This window comes from Conexibacter woesei DSM 14684 (assembly GCF_000025265.1).
Taxonomy (GTDB): domain Bacteria; phylum Actinomycetota; class Thermoleophilia; order Solirubrobacterales; family Solirubrobacteraceae; genus Conexibacter; species Conexibacter woesei.
Window position 1 is genome coordinate 3,176,341 of the sequence record NC_013739.1, and the last position, 18,816, is coordinate 3,195,156.

Annotated in this window: 15 protein-coding genes and 1 pseudogene; 1 reads left to right on the forward strand and 15 read right to left on the reverse strand. The window is 73.3% G+C overall.

Annotated elements, in window-relative coordinates; genetic code table 11:
- Positions 1-39 precede the first annotated feature (39 nt).
- From CWOE_RS14830 to CWOE_RS14885, 13 genes and pseudogenes are all read right to left on the reverse strand, one after another.
- Positions 40-390, reverse strand: a complete 351-nt coding sequence (locus tag CWOE_RS14830; protein WP_012934443.1) for a winged helix-turn-helix transcriptional regulator — start codon at positions 388-390, stop codon at positions 40-42.
- 18 nt (positions 391-408) lie between these two features.
- Complete coding sequence (locus tag CWOE_RS14835) at positions 409-1,242, reverse strand: NAD(P)-binding domain-containing protein (RefSeq protein ID WP_012934444.1); 834 nt, start codon at positions 1,240-1,242, stop codon at positions 409-411.
- Between the two features lie 75 nt (positions 1,243-1,317).
- Positions 1,318-2,049, reverse strand: coding sequence for a creatininase family protein (locus CWOE_RS14840; protein ID WP_012934445.1), 732 nt, complete (start codon positions 2,047-2,049; stop codon positions 1,318-1,320).
- Positions 2,050-2,069: 20 nt separating this feature from the next.
- Positions 2,070-2,747: a bifunctional 4-hydroxy-2-oxoglutarate aldolase/2-dehydro-3-deoxy-phosphogluconate aldolase gene (locus tag CWOE_RS14845; protein WP_012934446.1), complete on the reverse strand. Its 678-nt coding sequence runs from the start codon at positions 2,745-2,747 to the stop codon at positions 2,070-2,072.
- The gene (locus CWOE_RS14850) at positions 2,744-4,033 is read right to left on the reverse strand and encodes a Gfo/Idh/MocA family protein (RefSeq protein WP_012934447.1); all 1,290 of its coding nucleotides are present in this window, start codon (positions 4,031-4,033) and stop codon (positions 2,744-2,746) included. The genes CWOE_RS14845 and CWOE_RS14850 overlap by 4 nt, the downstream gene beginning before the upstream one ends.
- A complete protein-coding gene (locus tag CWOE_RS14855; RefSeq protein WP_012934448.1) occupies positions 4,033-4,980 on the reverse strand; it encodes a phosphotriesterase family protein in 948 nt (315 codons plus the stop codon). Before CWOE_RS14855 ends, CWOE_RS14850 begins: the two co-directional genes overlap by 1 nt.
- Positions 4,977-6,752: a xylulokinase gene (locus tag CWOE_RS14860; RefSeq protein ID WP_012934449.1), complete on the reverse strand. Its 1,776-nt coding sequence runs from the start codon at positions 6,750-6,752 to the stop codon at positions 4,977-4,979. The genes CWOE_RS14855 and CWOE_RS14860 overlap by 4 nt, the downstream gene beginning before the upstream one ends.
- On the reverse strand, positions 6,749-7,600 hold the full coding sequence (locus CWOE_RS14865; RefSeq protein ID WP_012934450.1) for a GntR family transcriptional regulator: 852 nt from the start codon (positions 7,598-7,600) through the stop codon (positions 6,749-6,751). Before CWOE_RS14865 ends, CWOE_RS14860 begins: the two co-directional genes overlap by 4 nt.
- A gap of 49 nt (positions 7,601-7,649) precedes the next feature.
- Positions 7,650-8,651, reverse strand: coding sequence for an ABC transporter permease (locus tag CWOE_RS14870; RefSeq protein ID WP_160165520.1), 1,002 nt, complete (start codon positions 8,649-8,651; stop codon positions 7,650-7,652).
- A complete protein-coding gene (locus CWOE_RS14875; protein ID WP_012934452.1) occupies positions 8,648-9,709 on the reverse strand; it encodes an ABC transporter permease in 1,062 nt (353 codons plus the stop codon). Before CWOE_RS14875 ends, CWOE_RS14870 begins: the two co-directional genes overlap by 4 nt.
- Positions 9,706-10,563, reverse strand: coding sequence for an ATP-binding cassette domain-containing protein (locus CWOE_RS34475; RefSeq protein ID WP_407641505.1), 858 nt, complete (start codon positions 10,561-10,563; stop codon positions 9,706-9,708). Before CWOE_RS34475 ends, CWOE_RS14875 begins: the two co-directional genes overlap by 4 nt.
- 189 nt (positions 10,564-10,752) lie before the next feature.
- A pseudogene (locus CWOE_RS34480) lies at positions 10,753-11,076 on the reverse strand (ATP-binding cassette domain-containing protein); the annotation flags it as partial.
- 136 nt (positions 11,077-11,212) lie between these two features.
- Positions 11,213-12,283 (reverse strand): ABC transporter substrate-binding protein, encoded by a 1,071-nt coding sequence (locus tag CWOE_RS14885; protein WP_012934454.1) that lies wholly within the window; start codon positions 12,281-12,283, stop codon positions 11,213-11,215.
- A 190-nt stretch (positions 12,284-12,473) separates the two neighbouring features.
- On the opposite strand from CWOE_RS14885, the gene CWOE_RS14890 reads away from it, so the two are divergent.
- The gene (locus CWOE_RS14890) at positions 12,474-12,902 is read left to right on the forward strand and encodes a cupin domain-containing protein (protein WP_012934455.1); all 429 of its coding nucleotides are present in this window, start codon (positions 12,474-12,476) and stop codon (positions 12,900-12,902) included.
- A gap of 34 nt (positions 12,903-12,936) precedes the next feature.
- Here the strand turns inward: CWOE_RS14890 and CWOE_RS14895 are convergent, their stop codons facing one another.
- A complete protein-coding gene (locus tag CWOE_RS14895; RefSeq protein WP_012934456.1) occupies positions 12,937-14,691 on the reverse strand; it encodes a hypothetical protein in 1,755 nt (584 codons plus the stop codon).
- Positions 14,692-14,800: 109 nt separating this feature from the next.
- Positions 14,801-18,706: an Ig-like domain repeat protein gene (locus CWOE_RS14900; protein ID WP_012934457.1), complete on the reverse strand. Its 3,906-nt coding sequence runs from the start codon at positions 18,704-18,706 to the stop codon at positions 14,801-14,803.
- Positions 18,707-18,816 lie beyond the last annotated feature (110 nt).

The window sequence follows — 18,816 nt, forward strand, 5'->3', positions numbered from 1 at the left end:
GCTAAAGATAGCCAGCGGCTAAACACTGTTGCGCGCGCATCAGAGGTCGTTCTGCGCGTGCTCGGGGACGAGGTCCAACTGCTCCATCCGGCGGTGGCCCCAGCGCCCGAGCGACTCGAGCGCCGCGTTGAGCGCGACGCCCTCGTCGGTCAGCTCGTACTCGACCTTCGGCGGGACGACGTCGTAGACCGTGCGGCGCACGATCCCGTCGGCCTCCAGCTCGCGCAGCTGTTGCGCGAGCACCTTCTCGCTCACGCCCGGGAGCGCGCGCCGCAGCTCGCCGAAGCGGTGCAGACGGGCGTCCAGCGCCCACAGGATCAGCGCCTTCCACTTGCCGCCGACGACGTCCATCGCCGCGTCGATTCCGCAGCTGTAGGGCGGATTGCGCATCCGCCCGACGATAGCTGCTCAGCCGCTCACCGCCAGCGCACGCCGCATCGCCCACAACGACGCGTGCAGGTGCCCGGCCAGCTCGTCCGCGACGCCCACCTCCGAGGAGGCGTCGATCATCGTCTGCAGGCCGGTCGCCTGCATCGCCGCGTTGTACTCCTCGGGGATCGTCTCGCTCGCCTCCGCGCCGCCGGCGCTGAACGGCATCATCTGCTCCAGCCACGGCAGCAGCACGTCGCGCTTGAACGCCTCGACGTCGCCGCCGACCGCGGCGACGAGCGCGACCGCGTGGTGTGCGCCGGCGGAGAGCCCGTACATCCCGCTCAGCGCCGCGATGTCGTAGAGCGCGGCGTGGCCGTGGTCCTCGCCCACCCACAGCGGGCGGCCGAGCGGCGCGACGGCCTGTTCGACCCGCGCGAACAGGTCCCGCGCGCCGCTGTAGAGCAGGAAAGCTCCCGGCGTGCCGACCGTCGGCGGGACCGCGAGGATGCCGCCGTCGAGGTAGGCGGCGCCGTGCGCGGCGACCCACGCGGCCTGGTCGCGCGCCTGCTGCGGGGAGCCGCTCGTGAGGTTCACGATCGTGCGGCCCGACAGCTCGCCGGCGATCGGGCCGAGCGTGTCGCGGACGGTGGAGTCGTCGAGCAGGCAGACGACCGCCAGGTCGGTCCCGACGATCGCCTCGCTCGCGCTCGCTGCCTCGCGCGCGCCGCGCGCCACCAGCTCGTCCGCCTTGCCCGCGGTGCGGTTCCAGACCGTCACCGGGCGCCCGGCGGCGAGCAGGGCGCCGGCCAGCGCGCGCCCCATCGCGCCGAGACCGAGGACGGCGACTCGTTCACTCTCAATTGTCGTCATGAATCACACTCTCGCGCGCGGCGAGAGGCGATTCAAGACCGCACTTCGCGGTGCGTGGTTACCGTGAAGTACGTGTCACTGCGACCTGCGTGCGTGCTCGATCAGTTCGACGATCTTCGCGACCGCGACGTCGATGATCGCCTTGCCCTTAGCCGCGGTGGCGAGCGTCGGGTCGCCGAGCACCGGCGAGTCCGGCGAGAAGCTGTCCCACGGCGTCGGCGAGACGTCGATGTCGATCGGCAGCTGCGGGCGGTTCGCCTTCGCGTGCTCCATCTTCACCGCGCCGGGCGCGATGCGGAGCATGTAGGACGTCTCCAGCTCGCACGCGTGGAAGTAGGAGGGGTGGAGGCGTTCCTCCTCCAGCACCTCGCGCGAGATCTCGCCGATGCCGGGATAGGTCAGCGCGAGCACCTTCATCCCCAGCTCGTCGTGGAGGTCGCGCGCGGCAAGCTTCATCGCGTCGAGGTTGCCCATGTGCCCGTTGACGAACGCGAGGATCGGGACGCCCTGCTCGAACAGCGACGCGCCGATCTCCACCAGCGTGCTCGTCATCGTCTCCAGCGACAGCGAGATCGTGCCCGCGTACGCGCTCGTCGACCAGACCTGGCCGTAGGAGACGAGCGGCAGCACGACCGAGTCGGGCACGCGCGCGGCGACCTGGTGCGCGACGCCGTCCGCGAGCAGGTTGTCGGTCGACAGCGGCAGGTGGTCGCCGTGGTTCTCGACCGCGCCGATCGGCAGCAGCGCGACCGGTCTGCGGCTCAGGACCTCGGTCACCTCGGCGGAGGTCAGCAGGTCGTAGTCCACGGGCGTGGCTCCTCTCGTGCTCATGCGGATGCGGGTGCGGGCGTGCGGGCGGCGTCGAGCGCTGCGGCGAAGCTGGCGGCGCGCGTGCGGATCTCGTCGTAGTCGCCGTCGCGCAGCGCGGAGGCTGGGCACAGCTCGCCGCCGGCCGCGACCGCGAGCGCACCCGCGGCGAGCCAGTCACCGACGTTGCCGACGGCGACCCCGCCGGTCGGCAGGAACTGGAGGTCGGGGAACGGCCCGCGCAGCGCCTTCAGCAGGCCTGGGCCGCCGATCGAGCCGGGGAACAGCTTCACGACGTCGACCGGCAGGCGGCGCGCGCGCATCACCTCGGTCGGCGTGACCGCGCCGGCCATCACGATCGCCCCGGTCGCGGCCATCGCCTCGACGAGGTCGTCGTCGAGGCCGGGCGAGACGAGGTACTGGGCGCCGGCGGCCGCCGCTTCGGCGGCCTGGGCGGGCTCCAGCAGCGTGCCGGCGCCGAGCACGACCGCATCGCCGTGGCGCGCGCGGATGCCGTGCAGCGCGGCGGGCACGTCGGGCGTCGAATACGTCACCTCGATCCCGCTGACGCCGCCGGCAACGAGCGCGTCGGCAGCGGCGACGGCGGCCTCGGCGGACGGCGCGCGCAGGACCGCGAGCACGCCGGCGGAGCGGATGCGCGCGAGGGTCGTCGGGCGGTCGGGTGGGGTGAGCGTCATGCGGTCTCCTGCTGAGGGGCTTGGGAAGGGAGAGCGGCGGCCGGCGGCGCGCTCGCCGCGGCGGGGGCGGCCGGAGCGGCGGGCGCGGCGGAAGCGGCCGGCGCGGCGGAAGTGGCCGCGGCGGCGGGGAGCGCGAGCGTGCGGCGCTCGGCCGAGGAGCGGTAGATCGCGTCGAGCACGCGGATCACGTCGTGCGCCTGGTGCAGCGACGCCTGCGACGGCTCGGCGCCGGAGCGCAGCCGGTGGAGCACGGCGTCGAGCTGGCGCTCGTAGGCGGGGTCGGGGACGAGCGTCAGCTCGTGGCCGGCGGGGCTCTCCCATTCCTGCGTCGGATGGGTGCCGGCGGCGAGGCCGGCGGCGGCCGTGCGCAGCGTCAGGTCGAGCGTCGGTGGGACGGGGCGGACCTTCATCGTCCCGTTCGTTCCCTGAAACTCCAGGTACCAGTTGTGGACCCAGTCGGTCGCCTCCCACGCCGTCACGTCGAGCGTGCCGACGAGCGTCGGCCAGCGCAGCAGCGCGACGCCGACGTCCTCGTACATCAGCCGCCCGACGCCCGACTCGTCGTCCGGCGCGGGATCGTCGAACAGGTCGCGCTTGACGACGTCGGAGCGCACGACGGTGCCGGCCGGGAGCCGCTCGATCATGCCGGCGACCTCCTGCGGCACGCCGAGCGCGTCGACGATCAGCTGCAGCATGTGGCAGCCCTCGGTGAACATCACGCCGCCGAGGTCGCCGGGGACGCTCTGCCACAGCTCGTCGCCGCAGCCGATCGGGCAGCCGGCGTTGAAGCGCGCGAGCGTGATCTGGCCGAGCGCGCCGCTCGCCAGCAGCTCGCGCATCCGCGCGATGCTCGGCGAGTAGTGCAGCTGGTAGGCGACGTGCGCGTCGACCGGATGCGCGGCGAGGCCAGCGACGAGGCGGTCCATCGCGGCGAGCGTCGGCGCCCCCGGCTTCTCCAGCAGGAGCGAGCGGACGTGCGGTGCTGCGGCGAGCGCGAGCGCCGGCATCTCGGTGTCGAGCGCCTCGCTGACAAGCAGGTCGGGCTGCTGCGCGAGCAGTGCGTCGAGCGTGTCGAAGCGGCGCAGGCCGGTCTCTCGCTCGAAGCGGACCGCGATCTCACGATCGTTCTCGAAGAAGCCCAGAAGCGTCACGTCTTCGCGCGCTCGCAGCTGTGCGACGCGCACGAAGACGTGCGGGTGACGGACGCCCGCGACCGCGGCGGTCAGGCCGGCGGCGCCGCTGGCCGCGGCCGCGGCGCTGCCCGCGCGCGTTGCAGCGGCCGCCACTAGTACGTCTCGCCCCACGCGAAGTAGCGGCGCGGGTTGGAGACGAGCAGCGTCTCGACGATCTCCTCGATCCGCGCGCTCGTGTAGTCGCGCTCGGCCAGCTCGGAGCGCAGCCGCGGGATCCACGTGTCGAGCACGAATCTGAGGCCGGGCCCGCGCTCGTAGGCATAGAGGTCGGACTTGCGCGCGAGGTCGCCGCCGAGCAGCAGCTGCTCCAGGTGGCCGGCCTCGATCAGCGCGATCAGCGCGTCGACACGGCCGCTCTCCGGGCCGTACTTGACCTTCGACAGCTGGTCGAACGAGAGGAAGACGCCGGTCGCGGCGACCTGACGGTGGTACCACGGGTCGACGTTGCGGGTCAGGTGCGCGATCGCGAGGCGGCGCACGTCGACGCCCTCCTCGCGCATCAGCTCGACCTGCTCCAGCGCCATCGTGCCGGCCTCGGTGTGCGAGTGCAGGGGCGCGCCGGTGCGGCGGTGCGCGCGGGCGGCGGCGCGCGCGACGCGCTCCTCGGCGGGGGAGATCGAGTTGTAGCCGGTGCCGAACTTGATCACGCCGCCCTTGACGCCCGTGTCGCCGATCCCCTCGGTCGCCTCCCGGACCATCAGCTCCTCGTACTGCTCGACCGTCCAGTCGCCGGCGCGATCCTCGAACCAGAGGCCCTTGTTGAAGCCCGCGCAGGCGATGATCTGAACGCCCGTCGCCTCGGCGATCTCGCGCAGCGCGGCGGCGTCGCGACCGTAGTCCCATGCGGTCGCCTCGAACATCGAGACGCCGCCGGCGGCGCGGAACATGCGCGCCTCGGCGAGCGCCGCGTCCTTGTCGAGGATCACGAGGTCGGGGTCCTTCGCCGCCATCCACGGCGGCGGGGTCGAGATCAGGTGCTCGTGCGCGTAGGTGACGCCGAGCTGGTCGGCGGGGATGTCGCCGACGACGGTGCGGATCATGGGGTGGCGCCTCCTGGGCCTGCTTGCGAAGTGGGGGGAGCGTCCGCGCTGGCGGCGGGCGGCGCGGGCGGAGCGGGAGCCGGCGCGCCGGGGGCCGCCGGCGCGGGAGCGTCCGCGCCGGGGGCCTCGTGTCGTGCGTACGCCAGCGCGAGCGCGCGGGCTTCGGCGTAGCGCTCCGCGCGGGCCTGCCAGGCGGCGGCGTGCTCCCGCCGAGGCTCGAAGCGGCGAGCGACGCGGCCGACGCGCTCGGGCGGCAGCGGGGCGCCGATCGCCTCGCGGGCGAGCAGCGCGGCGCCGATCGCGGAGACATCGTGGTGGGCGAGCACGTCGACCGGCGTGCCGAGCACGTCGGCGATCGTCTGGACCCAGGCGTCGATGTTCGCTCCGCCGCCGGTCGCGCGGACGGTCTGCACCGACTCCGGGCCGAGCAGCTCGACGATCCCCGCCAGCTCGAACGCGATCGCCTCGAACAGCGCGGCGGCGATCTGCTCGCCGCCCGCGTGCGGCCCGACGCCGAGCAGCGCGCCACGCAGGCGCGGCTCGAAGTCGGGCGAGCCGGCGCCCGCGAGCTGCGGCACGAACACGAGCGGGTCCGCGGCGTCCGGGACGGTGTCCTCGGCGGTCGGCAGCGGGACCGTGCCACCGCAGAGCGCGCGCAGCCAGTTGAGCGCCAGACCGCCGGTCAACAGCGAGGCGAGGGCGTAGGCGCCGCCGTCGCCGGGCGGCGGGTGGTAGGTCAGCTTGCCGCGCCAGGCGTCGGCGAACGCGTCCACGCCCGCCGCACCGGCCGCACCGCTCGCAGCACCGGCGCCCAGCGGCGCGAGCGCGGTCACTGAGGTGCCGAGCGAGAGCGCGAGCGTTCCGCGTTCGACAGCACCGGAGCCGAGCGCTGCGGTCGCCATGTCGGCGCCGCCGATCGCGACCGGCGTGCCCTCGCGCAGGCCGGTGAGTGCGGCCGCGGTGGCGGTGACGGTGCCGCCGGAGGCGCCGCCGTCGCGCAGCGGCGGGAAGATCGAGACGGGCAAGCCGACGCGGGCGATCAGCTCGCGCTGCCATTCGCGCGCGACCGGGTCGTGAACGAGCGAGTTGTGGGCGTCGCTGGAATCGCTCGCCAGCTCGCCCGTCAGCTGCAGGCGGACGTAGTCCTTCGCGCTGACCCAGACCGCGGTCGCGTCGAGCGTTGCCGGCTCGTGGGCGGCGAGCCACAGCAGCGACGCGAGCGGGGAGATCGCGTTGACGGGGTTGCGCGAGCTTGCGGCCAGCGCCTCGCGCAACTCGCCGTCGAGCGCCTCCAGCTCCTCCGCGCCGCGCGGGTCCGCGAGCAGTGGCGCGGGGCGCAGCGGCTCGCCGGACGCGTCGAGCAGCACGACGCTGCTCATGTTCCCGGAGAGGCCGACCGCGACAAGCGAACCGGGGTCCGTTTGCAACGAGCCAACCGCTGTCTGTGCCGCCTTCCACCAGCCGCGTGGGTCGGCCTCTACGGCGCCGGGCGTCGGCGTCAGCGCGTGCGGCGCGCTGCGCGACTCGACGACCTCGCCGTCGCCGTCGAGCACGAGCGCCTTGACGCTGGAGGTTCCGACGTCGAGCCCGAGCACGAGCGGGGCCGGGCGCGCAGCCGCGGCCGCCGACGCGCGCGAGTCCGCCGACGCGAGAGGGGCGGGGCGCGCGGCCGCGGCCGCCGACGCGAGCGAGTCCGCCGGCGCGAGCGAGTCCGCGCGTCCGAGCCGGGCGGGGCGAAGGGCGCGGCCCACCGGGTCCTGCCGCTCGCTCATGCCGGCGAGGCCCCCGGCAGGTCGGCGCGCAGCTCCAGCTCGCTCGCGGCGGTCTGGTCGCCGTCGCCGGGCAGCAGCGTGACGCGCACGCGGTAGGCGTCCGCGCGCATGTAGGAGCGGACCAGCTCGACAGCCAGCCCGTCGGCGAGGTAGGCGACCCGTCGCGAGCACAGCAGCGCGCGGTCGACCGGCACATGCAGCGCTGCGCACAGCTCTGTCGTCGCGTTCAGCGCGCTGTACTCCTCGTCCGCCCACGTCGGGCGGCCGGCCGCGCCGTAGCGCTCCTCCAGGAACGCGTACAACGATCCGCCTGCGACGGCGAACGCGTCGACGTCCGGGTAGCGGTCGGCGCGCAGCGCGGAGACGATGTGGACGACCGGCCGCTCGTCGGCGAGCACGGTCCGCTCGATCGCCCATATCGACGCGCCGGGCTCGATCCCGAGCGCGGCTGCCGTCTCGTGGTCGGCGGCGGCGGTCTCGCAGCGGGAGATCAGCTCACGCGTCGCGTGGCCAGCTCTCTTGAGGTCGTCGGAGAACGACGGCAGTCTGCCCGCGTCGAGCGAGCGCGTGAACGAGCCGGGCGTGGGGGAGGCCTTGAACGTGCCGCTGCCCTGGACGCGCACGACGAGGTCGCGGTGCTCCAGCTCGCGCAGCGCCTGCACGGCGGTGCCGCGGCTGACGCCCGCACGCCTCGCGATCGCGGTCTCCGACGGCAGCCGGGCGCCGACGGGCAGCGCCTCCAGGTGCGCGGCGAGCTGCTCGGCGATCTGCCGGTAGATCGGCACGCCGCTCGTCGTGTCGACGGGCGCGAGCGCGTCGGCCTCCAGCGCTGCTGTCGGATGCTCCATCGGTCTCTCCTCGTCTCCCGGGCGGCGGGCTGGCACCCGCCGTCCGCTGTCAGCGCCCCGCACTGCCCGACCCCCGTCCGGCCAGCCGGCGATTCACGACCATCATCCCGATCAGGACGGCGCCCTGGACGATGTACTGCGCGGCCGAGTCGACGTTGAGCGTGTCGAGGATCGTCGACAGGAAGACGAGCACCGACACACCGGCGAACGCGCCTGCGAGCCGGCCGATGCCGCCGCTGAAGGCGACGCCGCCGATGACGGCCGCGGCGACCGTCTGGAGCGTGTACGAATCGGCGCCGGAGACCGACGGCGAACCGGTGTACGCGGTGAGCGCGACACCCGCGATCGCGGCGCAGATGCCGCTCAGCACGTACGCGCCGACGACGTAGCGCGAGACCGCGACGCCGGACAGCCACGCCGCGCGCGGCGACGCGCCGGCGGCGTAGAAGCGCCGGCCCCAGGTCGTGCGGTAGAGCAGGAACGCGACGACGACCCAGACGGCGATCCACAGCACCAGCCACCACGGCACGATCGTGTCGAAGACGCGCGCGTCGGCGGCGGACTGGAGGCCGGGGGCGACGCCGCCCTTCGGCTGCCCCTCCGTGTAGACGTAGTAGCCGCCCTGGACGATCGTGCCGACCGCCAGCGTCGCGAGCAGCGGCGGGATCTTCGCGCGCGAGACGAGCAGGCCGTTGACGAGACCGACGCCGGCGCCGCAGGCTATCGCGAGCGCGACGCCCTGCGCGATGTTGCCGTCCTGCCCTCTCATGCCGGCGCTGGAGACGACGCTGGCCATGTTCATCACGGGGCCGATCGAGAGGTCCAGCCCGCCGGACAGCAGGACGACCGTCTGACCGATCGCGGCGATGCCGAGCTGGGCGTTCTGACCGAGGATCGTGAGGATCCGGTCTGGCTCGTAGCCGCCCGGCGTCGCGATCGCGAACGCGATCAGCAGCGCGAGCGCGAGCCCGTAGGAGACGAGCAGCTCGCGGCTGCGCAGCAGGCGGGCGCGCAGCGGGGACGCTCTGCGCTCCATCGGCAGCGCGCTCACGACGCCGCTCCCTTCGCGGCAGAGCCAGACGAGCCGGCGGCGCCGGAGGAGCCGCCAGGCTTCCGCCATCCGCCGCGCGCCATCGCGAGCAGGCCGGACGGTCTGCCGGCGGCGTGGTAGGCCCACAGCGTGAGGATCAGGATCACGCCCTTGGCGATGTACTGCCAGTAGCTGAAGACGCCCGCGAGGTTGAGCAGGTTGTCGGTCAGCGCCAGCAGCAGCACCGCCGGGATCACGGCGAGCACGGAGCCGCGCCCGCCAGTGACAGCGATGCCGCCGATCAGTGCGGCGGTGATCGAGTCGAGCGCGAAGGGGTCGCCGACGTTCGGGTCGCCCGAGTAGATCCGCGCGACGAGCGCGAGGCCGGCGAGCGCGGCGAACATACCGCTGACCGAGTAGGCGATCAGCAGCGTGCGCTTGACGGGCAGGCGCGCACGTCGGGCGTGACCCTCGTCGCCGCCGACGGCGAACAGCGCACGGCCCCAGCGCGTCTCGGCGGTCGCGAGCCACAGCAGCACGACGGCGCCGACCGCGAGCAGGAACGTCAGCGGGACGTTGCCGAAGACGGTCGTCAGCGGCGTCAGCAGGTCGGGCGGGACGATCCCGCCGGGCTGGCCGAGCACGAGCAGCGCGACGCCTCTGAAGATCGCCATCGTGCCGAGCGTCATCACGAGCGGGTTGACGCCCGAGACGACGCCGAGCCCGTTGCCGAGGCCGCCGGCGAGCCCGACGGCGAGCACGATCGCGATCACGAGCGCCGCGGAGCTGGACGAGGCGGCCGCGAGTACGGTCGCGAGCGACATCATCGAGCCGACCGAGAGGTCGATGCCGGCGGTCGTGATGACGACGGCCTGACCGGCCGCGACGAGCAGCAGCGGCGCCATCTGGAACAGCAGGGACTCGACGTTCGTCGGCGAGCGGAACGGCTCGGACATGATCGCGGCGATCACGACCGCGACGATCGAGACGAGCGTGATGAAGAACGCGGGCTTGAGCCCGGCGAGCGTCGTGGTGCCGAGCGGCGAGGAGCGCCGCGCGGTCGCGCGCAGGGCGCTCATGCGGTCACCCCGGAGGCAAGGGTCATGATCTCTTCCTCGGTGGCGGAGTGGCCGGGCACGGTCCCGCGCACGGCTCCCTCGTACATGACGTGGATCTCGTCGGCGAGCCCGATCAGCTCGAGCATGTCGGTCGAGACGAGCAGCACGCCGACGCCTCTGTCGGCCAGCTCGCGCAGGACGCTGTAGATCTCGGCGCGGGCGCCGACGTCGACCCCGCGGGTCGGGTCGTCGAGCACCAGCAGGCGCAGGTTGGGAACGAGCAGCCAGCGGCCGAACAGGACCTTCTGCTGGTTGCCGCCGGACAGCTCCCCGACGCGCTGCTCCATCGACGCGTAGCGCAGTCTGAGGCGCTCGGCGACCGGCGCGATCGCGCGCTGCTCGACGGCGCGGCTCAGCAGCCGCGACGGATGCAGCCGGTGGGCGGCGGCGACGGTCAGGTTCTCGGCGATCGAGAGCGGCAGCATCAGGCCGCTGCTGCGCCGGTCCGGCGGCACGAACGCGATGCCGGCTGCGATCGCCTCGCGCGGGGAGCGCAGCTTCGCGCGCGTCTCGTCGATCGCGATCGAGCCGGAGCGGACGCGGCGGACGCCGGCCGCCAGCTCGGCGACGACGTGCTGTCCGTGGCCCTCGAGTCCGGCGATCCCGACGATCTGGCCCGGTTTGACGGTCAGCGAGACGTCATGCACGCCGTGACCGCCGACCGCGTCGAACGTGAGGATCGGTGCTGCATCGGGGCGGGCGGCGCTGCGGTCTGGGTAGAGCTGCTCCAGCTCGCGCCCGACCATCGAGGCGACGAGCGACTCGCGCGTGAAGTCGGAGGCAGGGCCGGCGCCGACGAGCGCTCCGGAGCGCATGACGGCGATCTCGTCGGCGAAGCGGAAGACCTCTTCGAGCCGGTGCGAGACGAAGATGACGGAGGTGCCGGCCGCCTTCAGCCGCTCGGTCGCGGCGTGGAGCAGGTCGACCTGGCTGGGCTCCAGCGACGAGGTCGGCTCGTCGAGGATCAACAGCGCCGGGTCGAGCGCGACGGCGCGCGCGATCTCGACCAGCTGCTGCTCGGCGGGGGAGAGCTTGGAGACCGGCGTGTCGACGTCGATCGCGACGCCGAGCCGGTCGAGCGCGGCGCGCGCCTGGGTCCGCAGCGCGCGGTTGTTGACCGGACCGCGGCCGAGCAGGCGCGGCTCGCGGCCGATGCAGATGTTCTCGCCGACGGTCAGGTCGGCGAACAGCGACAGCTCCTGGTGGACGACGGCGACGAAGCCGTCGACCGTGGCGCTGCCGGAGCCGGGCTTGACCTCGCCGGCGATCATCGCCATCAGCGTCGACTTGCCGGCGCCGTTCTCGCCCATCAGCGCGAGCGTGCGGCCGGCGGCGAGCGTCAGCGAGACGTCGCGGACCGCGTGCGTCGCGCCGTAGCGCTTGTCGAGCGCGTCGCAGACGAGGACCGCCGCGGACGGCGGCCCCGCGGAGGGGCCGCCGTTCGCGTCGAGCACGCTCGGTCGATCAGCGATCGAAGAGTGCTCTGATCTGGGCATCGTCGAGTCTCGTGTCGACCCAGAAGCTGTCCGGCAGGTCGGTGCGGACGTAGTCGGCGAGGTTGTCCGAGGTGATCGGGGCCGGGTTGACCAGGTTCACCTTTCTGACCTCGTCGCCTCTCAGCAGGTTCAGCGTCTGCGTCAGCGCCTCCGAGCCGACCCAGGTCGGGTTGACGACGCCGATCGAGTCGAATCTTCTGTCGCCCGCTCTGTTGAGCGAGTCCCACACCTTCATCAGGCCGTTGTTGTTCTCGCCCGTCATCGGGACGAGCGGCTTGCCGGCGGCTCTGAACGCCTGGATCGCGCCGAGCGTCATCGCGCCGCCCTGCGACCAGACGCCGTCGACCTCGGGGTGCGCGGCGAGCATGTTGGAGACGGCGGTCTTCGCTCTGGCGGTGTCCCACGCGGCGTGCGCGTCGGCGACGACCTCGATGTCGGGGTATCTGTCGAAGACGTCCTTGGCGCCCTTCCATCGCAGCGTGTCGGTGGAGAAGCCGGGGAGGCCGTTGAGGACGTAGATCTTGCCTCTGCCGCCGAGCTCTCTGACGAGCCACTCGGCGCCGGTTCTGCCGAAGACGATGTCGTCGGCGCGCACTTCGGCGGCGGTGTCTCTCGTGTCGGCCTGGCCCGCGACGAGGATGACGGGGATGCCGGCGCGGTTGGCCTGCTGGATCACGGGGACCGAGGCGGACGGCGAGATCGGGGTCATGATGATCGCGTCGACTCTGCGCGAGATCATCGACTGGACGTTCGAGATCTGCTTCTGGACCTGGTTGTCCGACTGCGTGTAGACGACCTTCTCGATCGAGTCTCTGTTGCGCTCGGCCGCGGCTCTGAACTCCTCGGCCAGCTGGGTCGACCAGCTGTTGCCGAGCCAGTAGACGTCGTAGCCGATCGTGAACTTGCCGCCGGGGTCGGCTCTAGTCGTGGCGGAGCCGGACGACGAGGACGACGAGCTGCCGCATCCTGCAACGGTCAGCGCGGCGGCGGCGACGGCGGCGAGCGCTGGAAGGCGCAGCCGCCGAACGGTCTTGATCATGGTCTCTCCTGGCTCCCTCGCGGAGGGGGCCGCACTGGTACGCGGCCCCATTTGCAACGAATCGTGCGGGGAGTATGCAGACCGCTAGTTGACTAGTCAAGTGGTCGACTGCACGACTTGGCGCGTCGACCGTCCCGATCGAGGGTGGCAGCGCGGGGGCGCGGCCACGCGCCGGCTACGCTCCGCTGCCATGAGCTACCGCGTGCTTCCGGCCGATCAGGCGTTCTGGCGCCCGTCCAACCAGCTTGGCGTCGACAACACCGATCTCGCCGGTCAGCTCGGTGCCACGTCACTCGGCGCGCGGCTGTGGCAGCTGCGGCCGGGGCAGTTCTCGACGCGCCATCGCCATGCCGAGGAGCACGAGCTGTACGTCGTGCTGGAGGGGATCGGTCGCATCCGCGTCGCGGACGACCTGCTCACGCTCGCGCCACTCTCCGCGCTGCTGGTCGAGCCGCGGACGGTGCGCCAGGTCTTCAACGACACCGATGCGGACGCGCTCTGGCTCGTCGTCGGCGCGCCGCCGGAGGCGGCGAACACGCTGGAGATGACACCGGAGAAGCTGGCCGACATGTATCCGGACGGGCCCAGAGCGCCACCGCCCGAGCCCACGCCCGGCTGACGTCTCACCAACCGCTGTTCCAGGCCGCCGCCGGCTACGGGTCCGGCAGCGCGTTGGCCATGTAGCTGTGGCCTGCGGTGCTCGGGTGGATGCCCGTGTCAGCGCTGATGATCCAGGGCGGGCCGATCGGCGGTCCCGAGCAGAACGACGGCAGGTGGCCGGCGAGCAGCTCGTCCTGCGTCAGCGTCGACTGCGCGCTCGGTCCGTCGACCATGTACCCGAGCATCGAGCAGGAGAAGTTCGCCGGGTACAGCGGGCGCATGTCGATGCCGACGTTGAAGCGCGGCGGCGCGATCACGCGCAGGCGCGAGGAGCCGAAGGAGCCGGCGATCGTGGCGATCTGGTCGTTGAGCAGCTCGCTCATCCGCTCCAGCTGCAGCGTCGTGTAGGCGAGCGCGGAGCCCGGAATCGCGAGGTGGTATTGCATCAGCATGATCTGCGTCTTCGCCGGCGTGCGCGCGAGCAGGTCCGCGTAGAGGCTTCTGAGGTTGGCGGCGAGGCCGGCGCGGCCGAACGCCGCCAGCACGCAGTTCGTGTAGTTGCCGAACAGGTCCGACCAGAGCGCGCACTTCATGTTGTCGATCCCGAACAGCACGTCGCTCAGCAGCGGGTTCGCGCCGACCGTCGTGACGAGGTAGTCGGGCGCGGCCAGCTCGGCCGCGCGCGTCTGCGCGTAGAACTGGCCGCCGGGCGCCCAGTCGGCCGGCGCCGAGCCGGTGACCGCGTAGTTGGCGAAGTTCGTGATCCCGTTCCAGCCGGCCCAGCGCGCCGGCCACGCGATCACGTTCGAGAGCCCGTAGTCGGGCGCGTAGCGGACGGGCCCGTCGCTGTTGGTCAGGTTCAGCGAGTTCGACGAGCAGGCGTCGTTCAGCTGCGTTCCCGGCCGGCACGACAGCAGCTGCGACGCCGTCATCGGCGCGCGGCTGTTGAAGTAGCCGAAGCCGGCCGTGACCGAGTCGCCGATCGCGCGGACCGACGCGGTCGACGGGAAGCCCGAGCCGACCTGCACGTGGACCGGCGCGAGCACGGCGCCATCGTCCTGCGCGGCGACGGCGCGTCCGCGCGGCCGCCCTCTGAGCACGAACGCGTCCCAGCCGCGATGGCCGGCGTCGGAGCGGTAGACGACCCAGCGCGCGCTGGGTCTCAGCTGCCCTCTCGCCGGGCCTCTCGCGATCGACCAGCGCATCGGCACGCCGCACTGGGGCACCTCGATCGCGTACAGCCTGCGCGTTCTCGCGTGGACGAGCGGGACCGAGCTGCACGTGACCGCCGCGCCCGCCCGGCGCGTCGAGCCCTCCCGGCGGGGCGCGCGGACGAGCCGCCGCGTGCGGTCGGCGCTGCGCGCCTCCGCTCTGCCGTCGCGCTCGAGGTCGAGCACGGCGGCGGCCCGCACGCGCACGTCGAGCCGGCCGTCGCGGCGCAGCAGCCGGTCCGCGAGCGCGGTCGGGAGCGCGATCCGGTGGACGAAGCGGAAGCTCCCCCGCAGGTCGGCGCCGTCGCGCGGAAGCCCCGCTGACAGGCGCTCGCGCACCGCGCCGCGGACCACGCCGACGACGCGGCCGCGCGAGCGCAGCTCCACCCGCACGTCCGCTCTGCGGCCCTTCATGTGCAGCGGGTACCGCACGGCGACGAGCAGCGCGCGGGGCGCGTGCGGCGCGCCGGCGCCGGGAGCGGCGAGCCGGACGGCGCCGATCTCGGTGGGCGCCGGTCCCGCCGGCGCGGCGGCCGCGGCCACCGTGCTGGCGCTCCAGACCACCAGTGTTGCCAGCGCCGCTGCCCCGAGTCGCATGCGGGCAGTACACCAGAGGGACCGGGCAACGACGCGAGGTGAGGCAGTTTGGTGCCCCTATAGGGCCTCAAACCACCTCACCTCGCGAACGTGGGCGTCTCCCGGCCGCCTACCGCACGAGGAACGAGCTGCGGCTCGCGAGCTTGCTGCCGAACACGCGCGTGCGCAGCACCAGGCGGCCTGTCCCAGCCGGCGCTCTCACGCGCAGCTGGTAGGCGCCGGTGCGGCGGTTCACGAGCGTCTTCCCGATCGGTCTCAGCAGCTTCGAGTTGGTGCACGCGGCGGCGCCTGCGCCGCCGTACGCGCGCACGCGCTTGACGCTGCCGAGCCGCGCCAGGTCGACGCGCCCGCGGATCGTGATCGTCGAGCCGCTGACCGACAGGCCCGTCACGACGTTCGCGCGCCGCAGGCGCACGGCCGGCGAGCGGGTTCTGCCGACGACGGCGCGGTAGCCGCCGCGCAGCCGTGCGCTGGCGGACCGCGGCGCGGTCACCGCCGCCGCGAAGCGCCCGCTCGCGTCGGTCGTGCCCTGCCCGACTCTTCTGCCGGACAGGTCGACGATCGACACTGCGGTGCCCGGCGCGTACAGCGTCAGCCCGCGCACCTGCACGCGCGCGCCGCGCGCCGTCACGTCGGTGACGACGACGTCGCCGCCGAAGCACTGGCGCAGGATCGTGCCGAACTGGCCGGGATCGGTCAGCGGGAGCGCGCCGTCGCCGGAGCCTCCGCCTCTGCCGCCCGAGCCGCCGCCCCCGCCGCCGCTGCCCGTGCCGCCGCTGCCGCCGGACCCGCCGGAGCCGCCGCCGCCCGAGCCGCCTCTGCCGCCGCCGCCTCTGCCGCCGTCGTCCCCGCCGCCGTCGCCGCCGGCGAGGCGTCTGACGTTCGTCGTCGGCGTCGTGGCGCTGTTGCCGGCGGCGTCGGTCTGGACGACGCGGATGCCGTACAGGCCGGGCGTGTCCGGCAGGTCGACGACGCCGCTGTTGCCGCTCGGGACCGGGACTCTGGCGACCACGTTCCCGTTCGCGTCGAGCACCTCGATCGTCGCGCTCGCGGCGTCCGGGGCGCGTCTGAACGTGACCGTCAGCGCGTCGGCCGTGCCGCTCACCGTCGGCGCGTCGCCGGGGTCGGGCGGCGAGGTGTCGAGCGTCGTGTCGGTCGTCGGCGTCACCGCCGAGATCCCGCCGGCGTCCGCCTGCCGCACGCGGACGAAGTAGACGCCGTCGACGGCCGGCAGTCTGACGCTCCCTCTGCCGCCGGCCGGGACGTCGGCTGTGGCGACGACTCTGCCGCCGCCGTCGAGCACTTCGATCGTCGCTCTCGCCGCGTCGGGCGCGCGTCTGAACTCGACGGTCCGGTCGCGGCTGTTGCCCGCGCCCGTGATGGTCGGGGCGTCACCTGGATCGGGGGCGCCGCGGTCGAGCACGACGGGCGTCGTCGGCGTGACCGCGGAGTTGCCGGCCGCGTCGGTCTGTGTCACGCGGACGTCGTAGCTGCCGTCGGTGTCGGGCAGCGTCACCGAGCCTCTGCCGCCGCTCGGCACGTCGGCTGTGGCGACGACTCTGCCGCCGCCGTCGAGCACCTCGATCGTCGCTCTGTCGGCGTCCGGCGCGCGCGTGAACGCGACGTCGCGCAGGAGCGCGGTGTCGGCGCCCGTGACGGTCGGCGCGGGGCCGGCCGCCGGCGGCTGCCGGTCGAGCGTGACCGGCGTGTTCGGCGTCGTCGCCGAGTTGCCGACCGCGTCGGTCTGTCTCACCCGGACGTCGTAGCCGCCGTCGGCGTCCGGCAGCGTGATGCTGCCGCTGCCGCCGCTGGGCACGTCGGTCGAGCTGAGGAGTCTGCCGCCGCTGTCGAGCACCTCGATCGCCACTCTGTCGGCGTCCGGGGCGCGCGTGAACGCGACGGTTCGGTCGCGGCTGTTGCCGGGCCCGGTGACCGCGGGCGCCGGACCGGCGTCGGGACCGGAGCGGTCGAGCGTCACCGGAGTGCCGGGCGAGGTCGCCGAGTTCGTCGCCGCGTCGGTCTGTCTGACGCGGATCGTGTAGTCGCCGTCGGCGTCGGGCAGCGTGACTCTGCCGCTGCCGCCGCTCGGGACGCCGGCCGAGGCAACGACGCTGCCGCCTCTGTCGACCACCTCGATCGTGGCGCTCGTGGCATCGGCGGCACGCTGGAACGAGACGTCGCGGTCGCGGCTGCTGTCAGCGCCTATGACGGTCGGCGCAGGGCCGGGGTTCGGGGCGACGCGGTCGAGCGTGACCGGCGTGCTCGCCGTCGTCGCCGAGTTGCCGGCGAGGTCGGTCTGTCTGACGCGCACGCCGTAGTCGCCGTCTCTGTCGGGCAGCGTCACGGTGCCGGTGTCCGACAGCAGCCCGACGGGCGCGGTCGCGACGACTCTGCCGCCGCTGTCGACGACCTCTATCGTCGCCGTCAGCGTCGTCAGGTCACGGTCGAATCTGACGGTGCGGTCGCGGCTGTTGCCGGGGCCGGTGACCGATGGGGCGCCGCCCGCGGACGGGGCCGTCTCGTCGAGCGTGACGACGTCGCTCGTCACCACGGTCGGGTTTCCGGCGGCGTCCTCGAGCGTCAGTCTGACGCGGTAGTCGCCCTCGGCCGGTCCGATCTGGACGGTCGCGGTCCCACCGACGGCGGCGACCGGCGCGCCGACCGGGTTGCCGCTTCTGTCGATCACCTGTGCGGTCGCTCTGACCGCGTCGACCGGCGGCGTGAACGTGACGTTCCGCTGCGTGTCGGAGGAGACCGCCGGCAGCACTCTCAGGTCGATTGCCGAGCCATCCGGCCCGACACGGTCGAGCGTGGCCTGCACGGGCGTGCTGGTCGAGGTCAGTCTCGCGTCGTTCTCCCGCACGACGCGGACGTCGTAGGTGCCGTCGGCGTCCGGCAGCGTGATCGCCACCGAGCCGTCGCCGTCGGCGTCGTCGAAGCTGCCGAGGACGGTCGAGCCGCCTGCGGCGAGGACCTCGACGGTCGCTCTCACGATGGTGCCGTCACGGGTGAACGTGGCGGTGCGGTTGCGGCTGTTGCCGGCGCCGCTCACGACCGGCGGGCCGCCGGCCGGCGGCACCGGCGCGACGAACGTCGCGTCGGTCGTCGTGGCGATCCCGTCGGCGTTGAGCGCGACGACGCGGTAGTGGTACGTCGCGCCCGGGGTGAGCCCGCCGAGCGGGATCGAGAACGATCTGCTGCCGCTTCCGTTCACGGTGACCGGCGAGGTCGTCGTGTCGTACGCCGTGGTCAGCCCGTACTCGACGGTGACGCTCGTCGTCTGACCGGCCGGGTCGACGGAGCCCTCGACGCGGGTCGGGCCGCTGCCGGGCACCGTCGCGGTGAGTCCGGTCGGCGGCTCCAGGTCGACGAGTCTGAGGATGACGTTGTCGAGGTCGACATTGCCTGACGTGACCGCCGAGACGGCAGTCGTGAGGGCGACGTCGAGCGCGATTCTGTACGTGTGCCCGGCGACTACCGCGCTCGGCGGGACGTTCACTATCAACGAGCTGAACGTCGCCGAGGCGGCGGTCAGGGGAACCGTCGCGACCGTCGTCGATCTCGCGGGGTCCGTCACGTCGACGAGGCGCATTCTGAGGTTGAGGCTGCCGATCGCCAGGAGGCTCGCGATCTGCGGTCGCACGTCGACGAGCAGCGCCGCCTCGTCGACTGCGGTGGCCGGCGCCGCGAAGCTCGGTGACGTCCACGTGATCGTGGTCGTCGAGAGGACGCCCAGGAGCGTGCCGAAGCCGTCGCGCAGGAACCCGTCTCCCGCGCCTCCGGCGCCGCCGGTCGCCTGGTAGCTCGGCGTCGCCGACGGGCACGTCACGCCCGGTATGCAGACGAGGCCGCCGTAGTCGACTGAGCTGCTCCAGCCGCCGTTGGTGGTCGCGAACGTGCGCGCCTCCGCCGGCTGCGGCTGGATCGTCGTCTGTGCGGCGGCGGCCATGCCGCCGTGCACGAAGCAGAGCGCGAGCGCGAGCAGCGCGACGCGCACCACATGTCTCCCTGACATGGGCACTTCCTCCTGGTCGTCGTTCCCCTGCGGAGCGCAGCCCTCCTGGCCGCGCCAAGCAACAACGAACAGAGCATTACAGGCACATCACCACAAACCGAGTGTTTGGA

What these genes read in the sequence shown, in the direction of transcription:
- CWOE_RS14830 (WP_012934443.1), bottom strand. Translation starts at nt 390, where the DNA reads ATGCGCAATCCGCCCTACAGCTGCGGAATCGACGCGGCGATGGACGTC.
- CWOE_RS14835 (WP_012934444.1), bottom strand. Translation starts at nt 1,242, where the DNA reads ATGACGACAATTGAGAGTGAACGAGTCGCCGTCCTCGGTCTCGGCGCG.
- CWOE_RS14845 (WP_012934446.1), bottom strand. Translation starts at nt 2,747, where the DNA reads ATGACGCTCACCCCACCCGACCGCCCGACGACCCTCGCGCGCATCCGC.
- CWOE_RS14855 (WP_012934448.1), bottom strand. Translation starts at nt 4,980, where the DNA reads ATGATCCGCACCGTCGTCGGCGACATCCCCGCCGACCAGCTCGGCGTC.
- CWOE_RS14860 (WP_012934449.1), bottom strand. Translation starts at nt 6,752, where the DNA reads ATGAGCGAGCGGCAGGACCCGGTGGGCCGCGCCCTTCGCCCCGCCCGG.
- CWOE_RS14865 (WP_012934450.1), bottom strand. Translation starts at nt 7,600, where the DNA reads ATGGAGCATCCGACAGCAGCGCTGGAGGCCGACGCGCTCGCGCCCGTC.
- CWOE_RS14875 (WP_012934452.1), bottom strand. Translation starts at nt 9,709, where the DNA reads ATGAGCGCCCTGCGCGCGACCGCGCGGCGCTCCTCGCCGCTCGGCACC.
- CWOE_RS34475 (WP_407641505.1), bottom strand. Translation starts at nt 10,563, where the DNA reads ATGCGCTCCGGAGCGCTCGTCGGCGCCGGCCCTGCCTCCGACTTCACG.
- CWOE_RS14885 (WP_012934454.1), bottom strand. Translation starts at nt 12,283, where the DNA reads ATGATCAAGACCGTTCGGCGGCTGCGCCTTCCAGCGCTCGCCGCCGTC.
- CWOE_RS14890 (WP_012934455.1), top strand. Translation starts at nt 12,474, where the DNA reads ATGAGCTACCGCGTGCTTCCGGCCGATCAGGCGTTCTGGCGCCCGTCC.
- CWOE_RS14895 (WP_012934456.1), bottom strand. Translation starts at nt 14,691, where the DNA reads ATGCGACTCGGGGCAGCGGCGCTGGCAACACTGGTGGTCTGGAGCGCC.
- CWOE_RS14900 (WP_012934457.1), bottom strand. Translation starts at nt 18,706, where the DNA reads ATGTCAGGGAGACATGTGGTGCGCGTCGCGCTGCTCGCGCTCGCGCTC.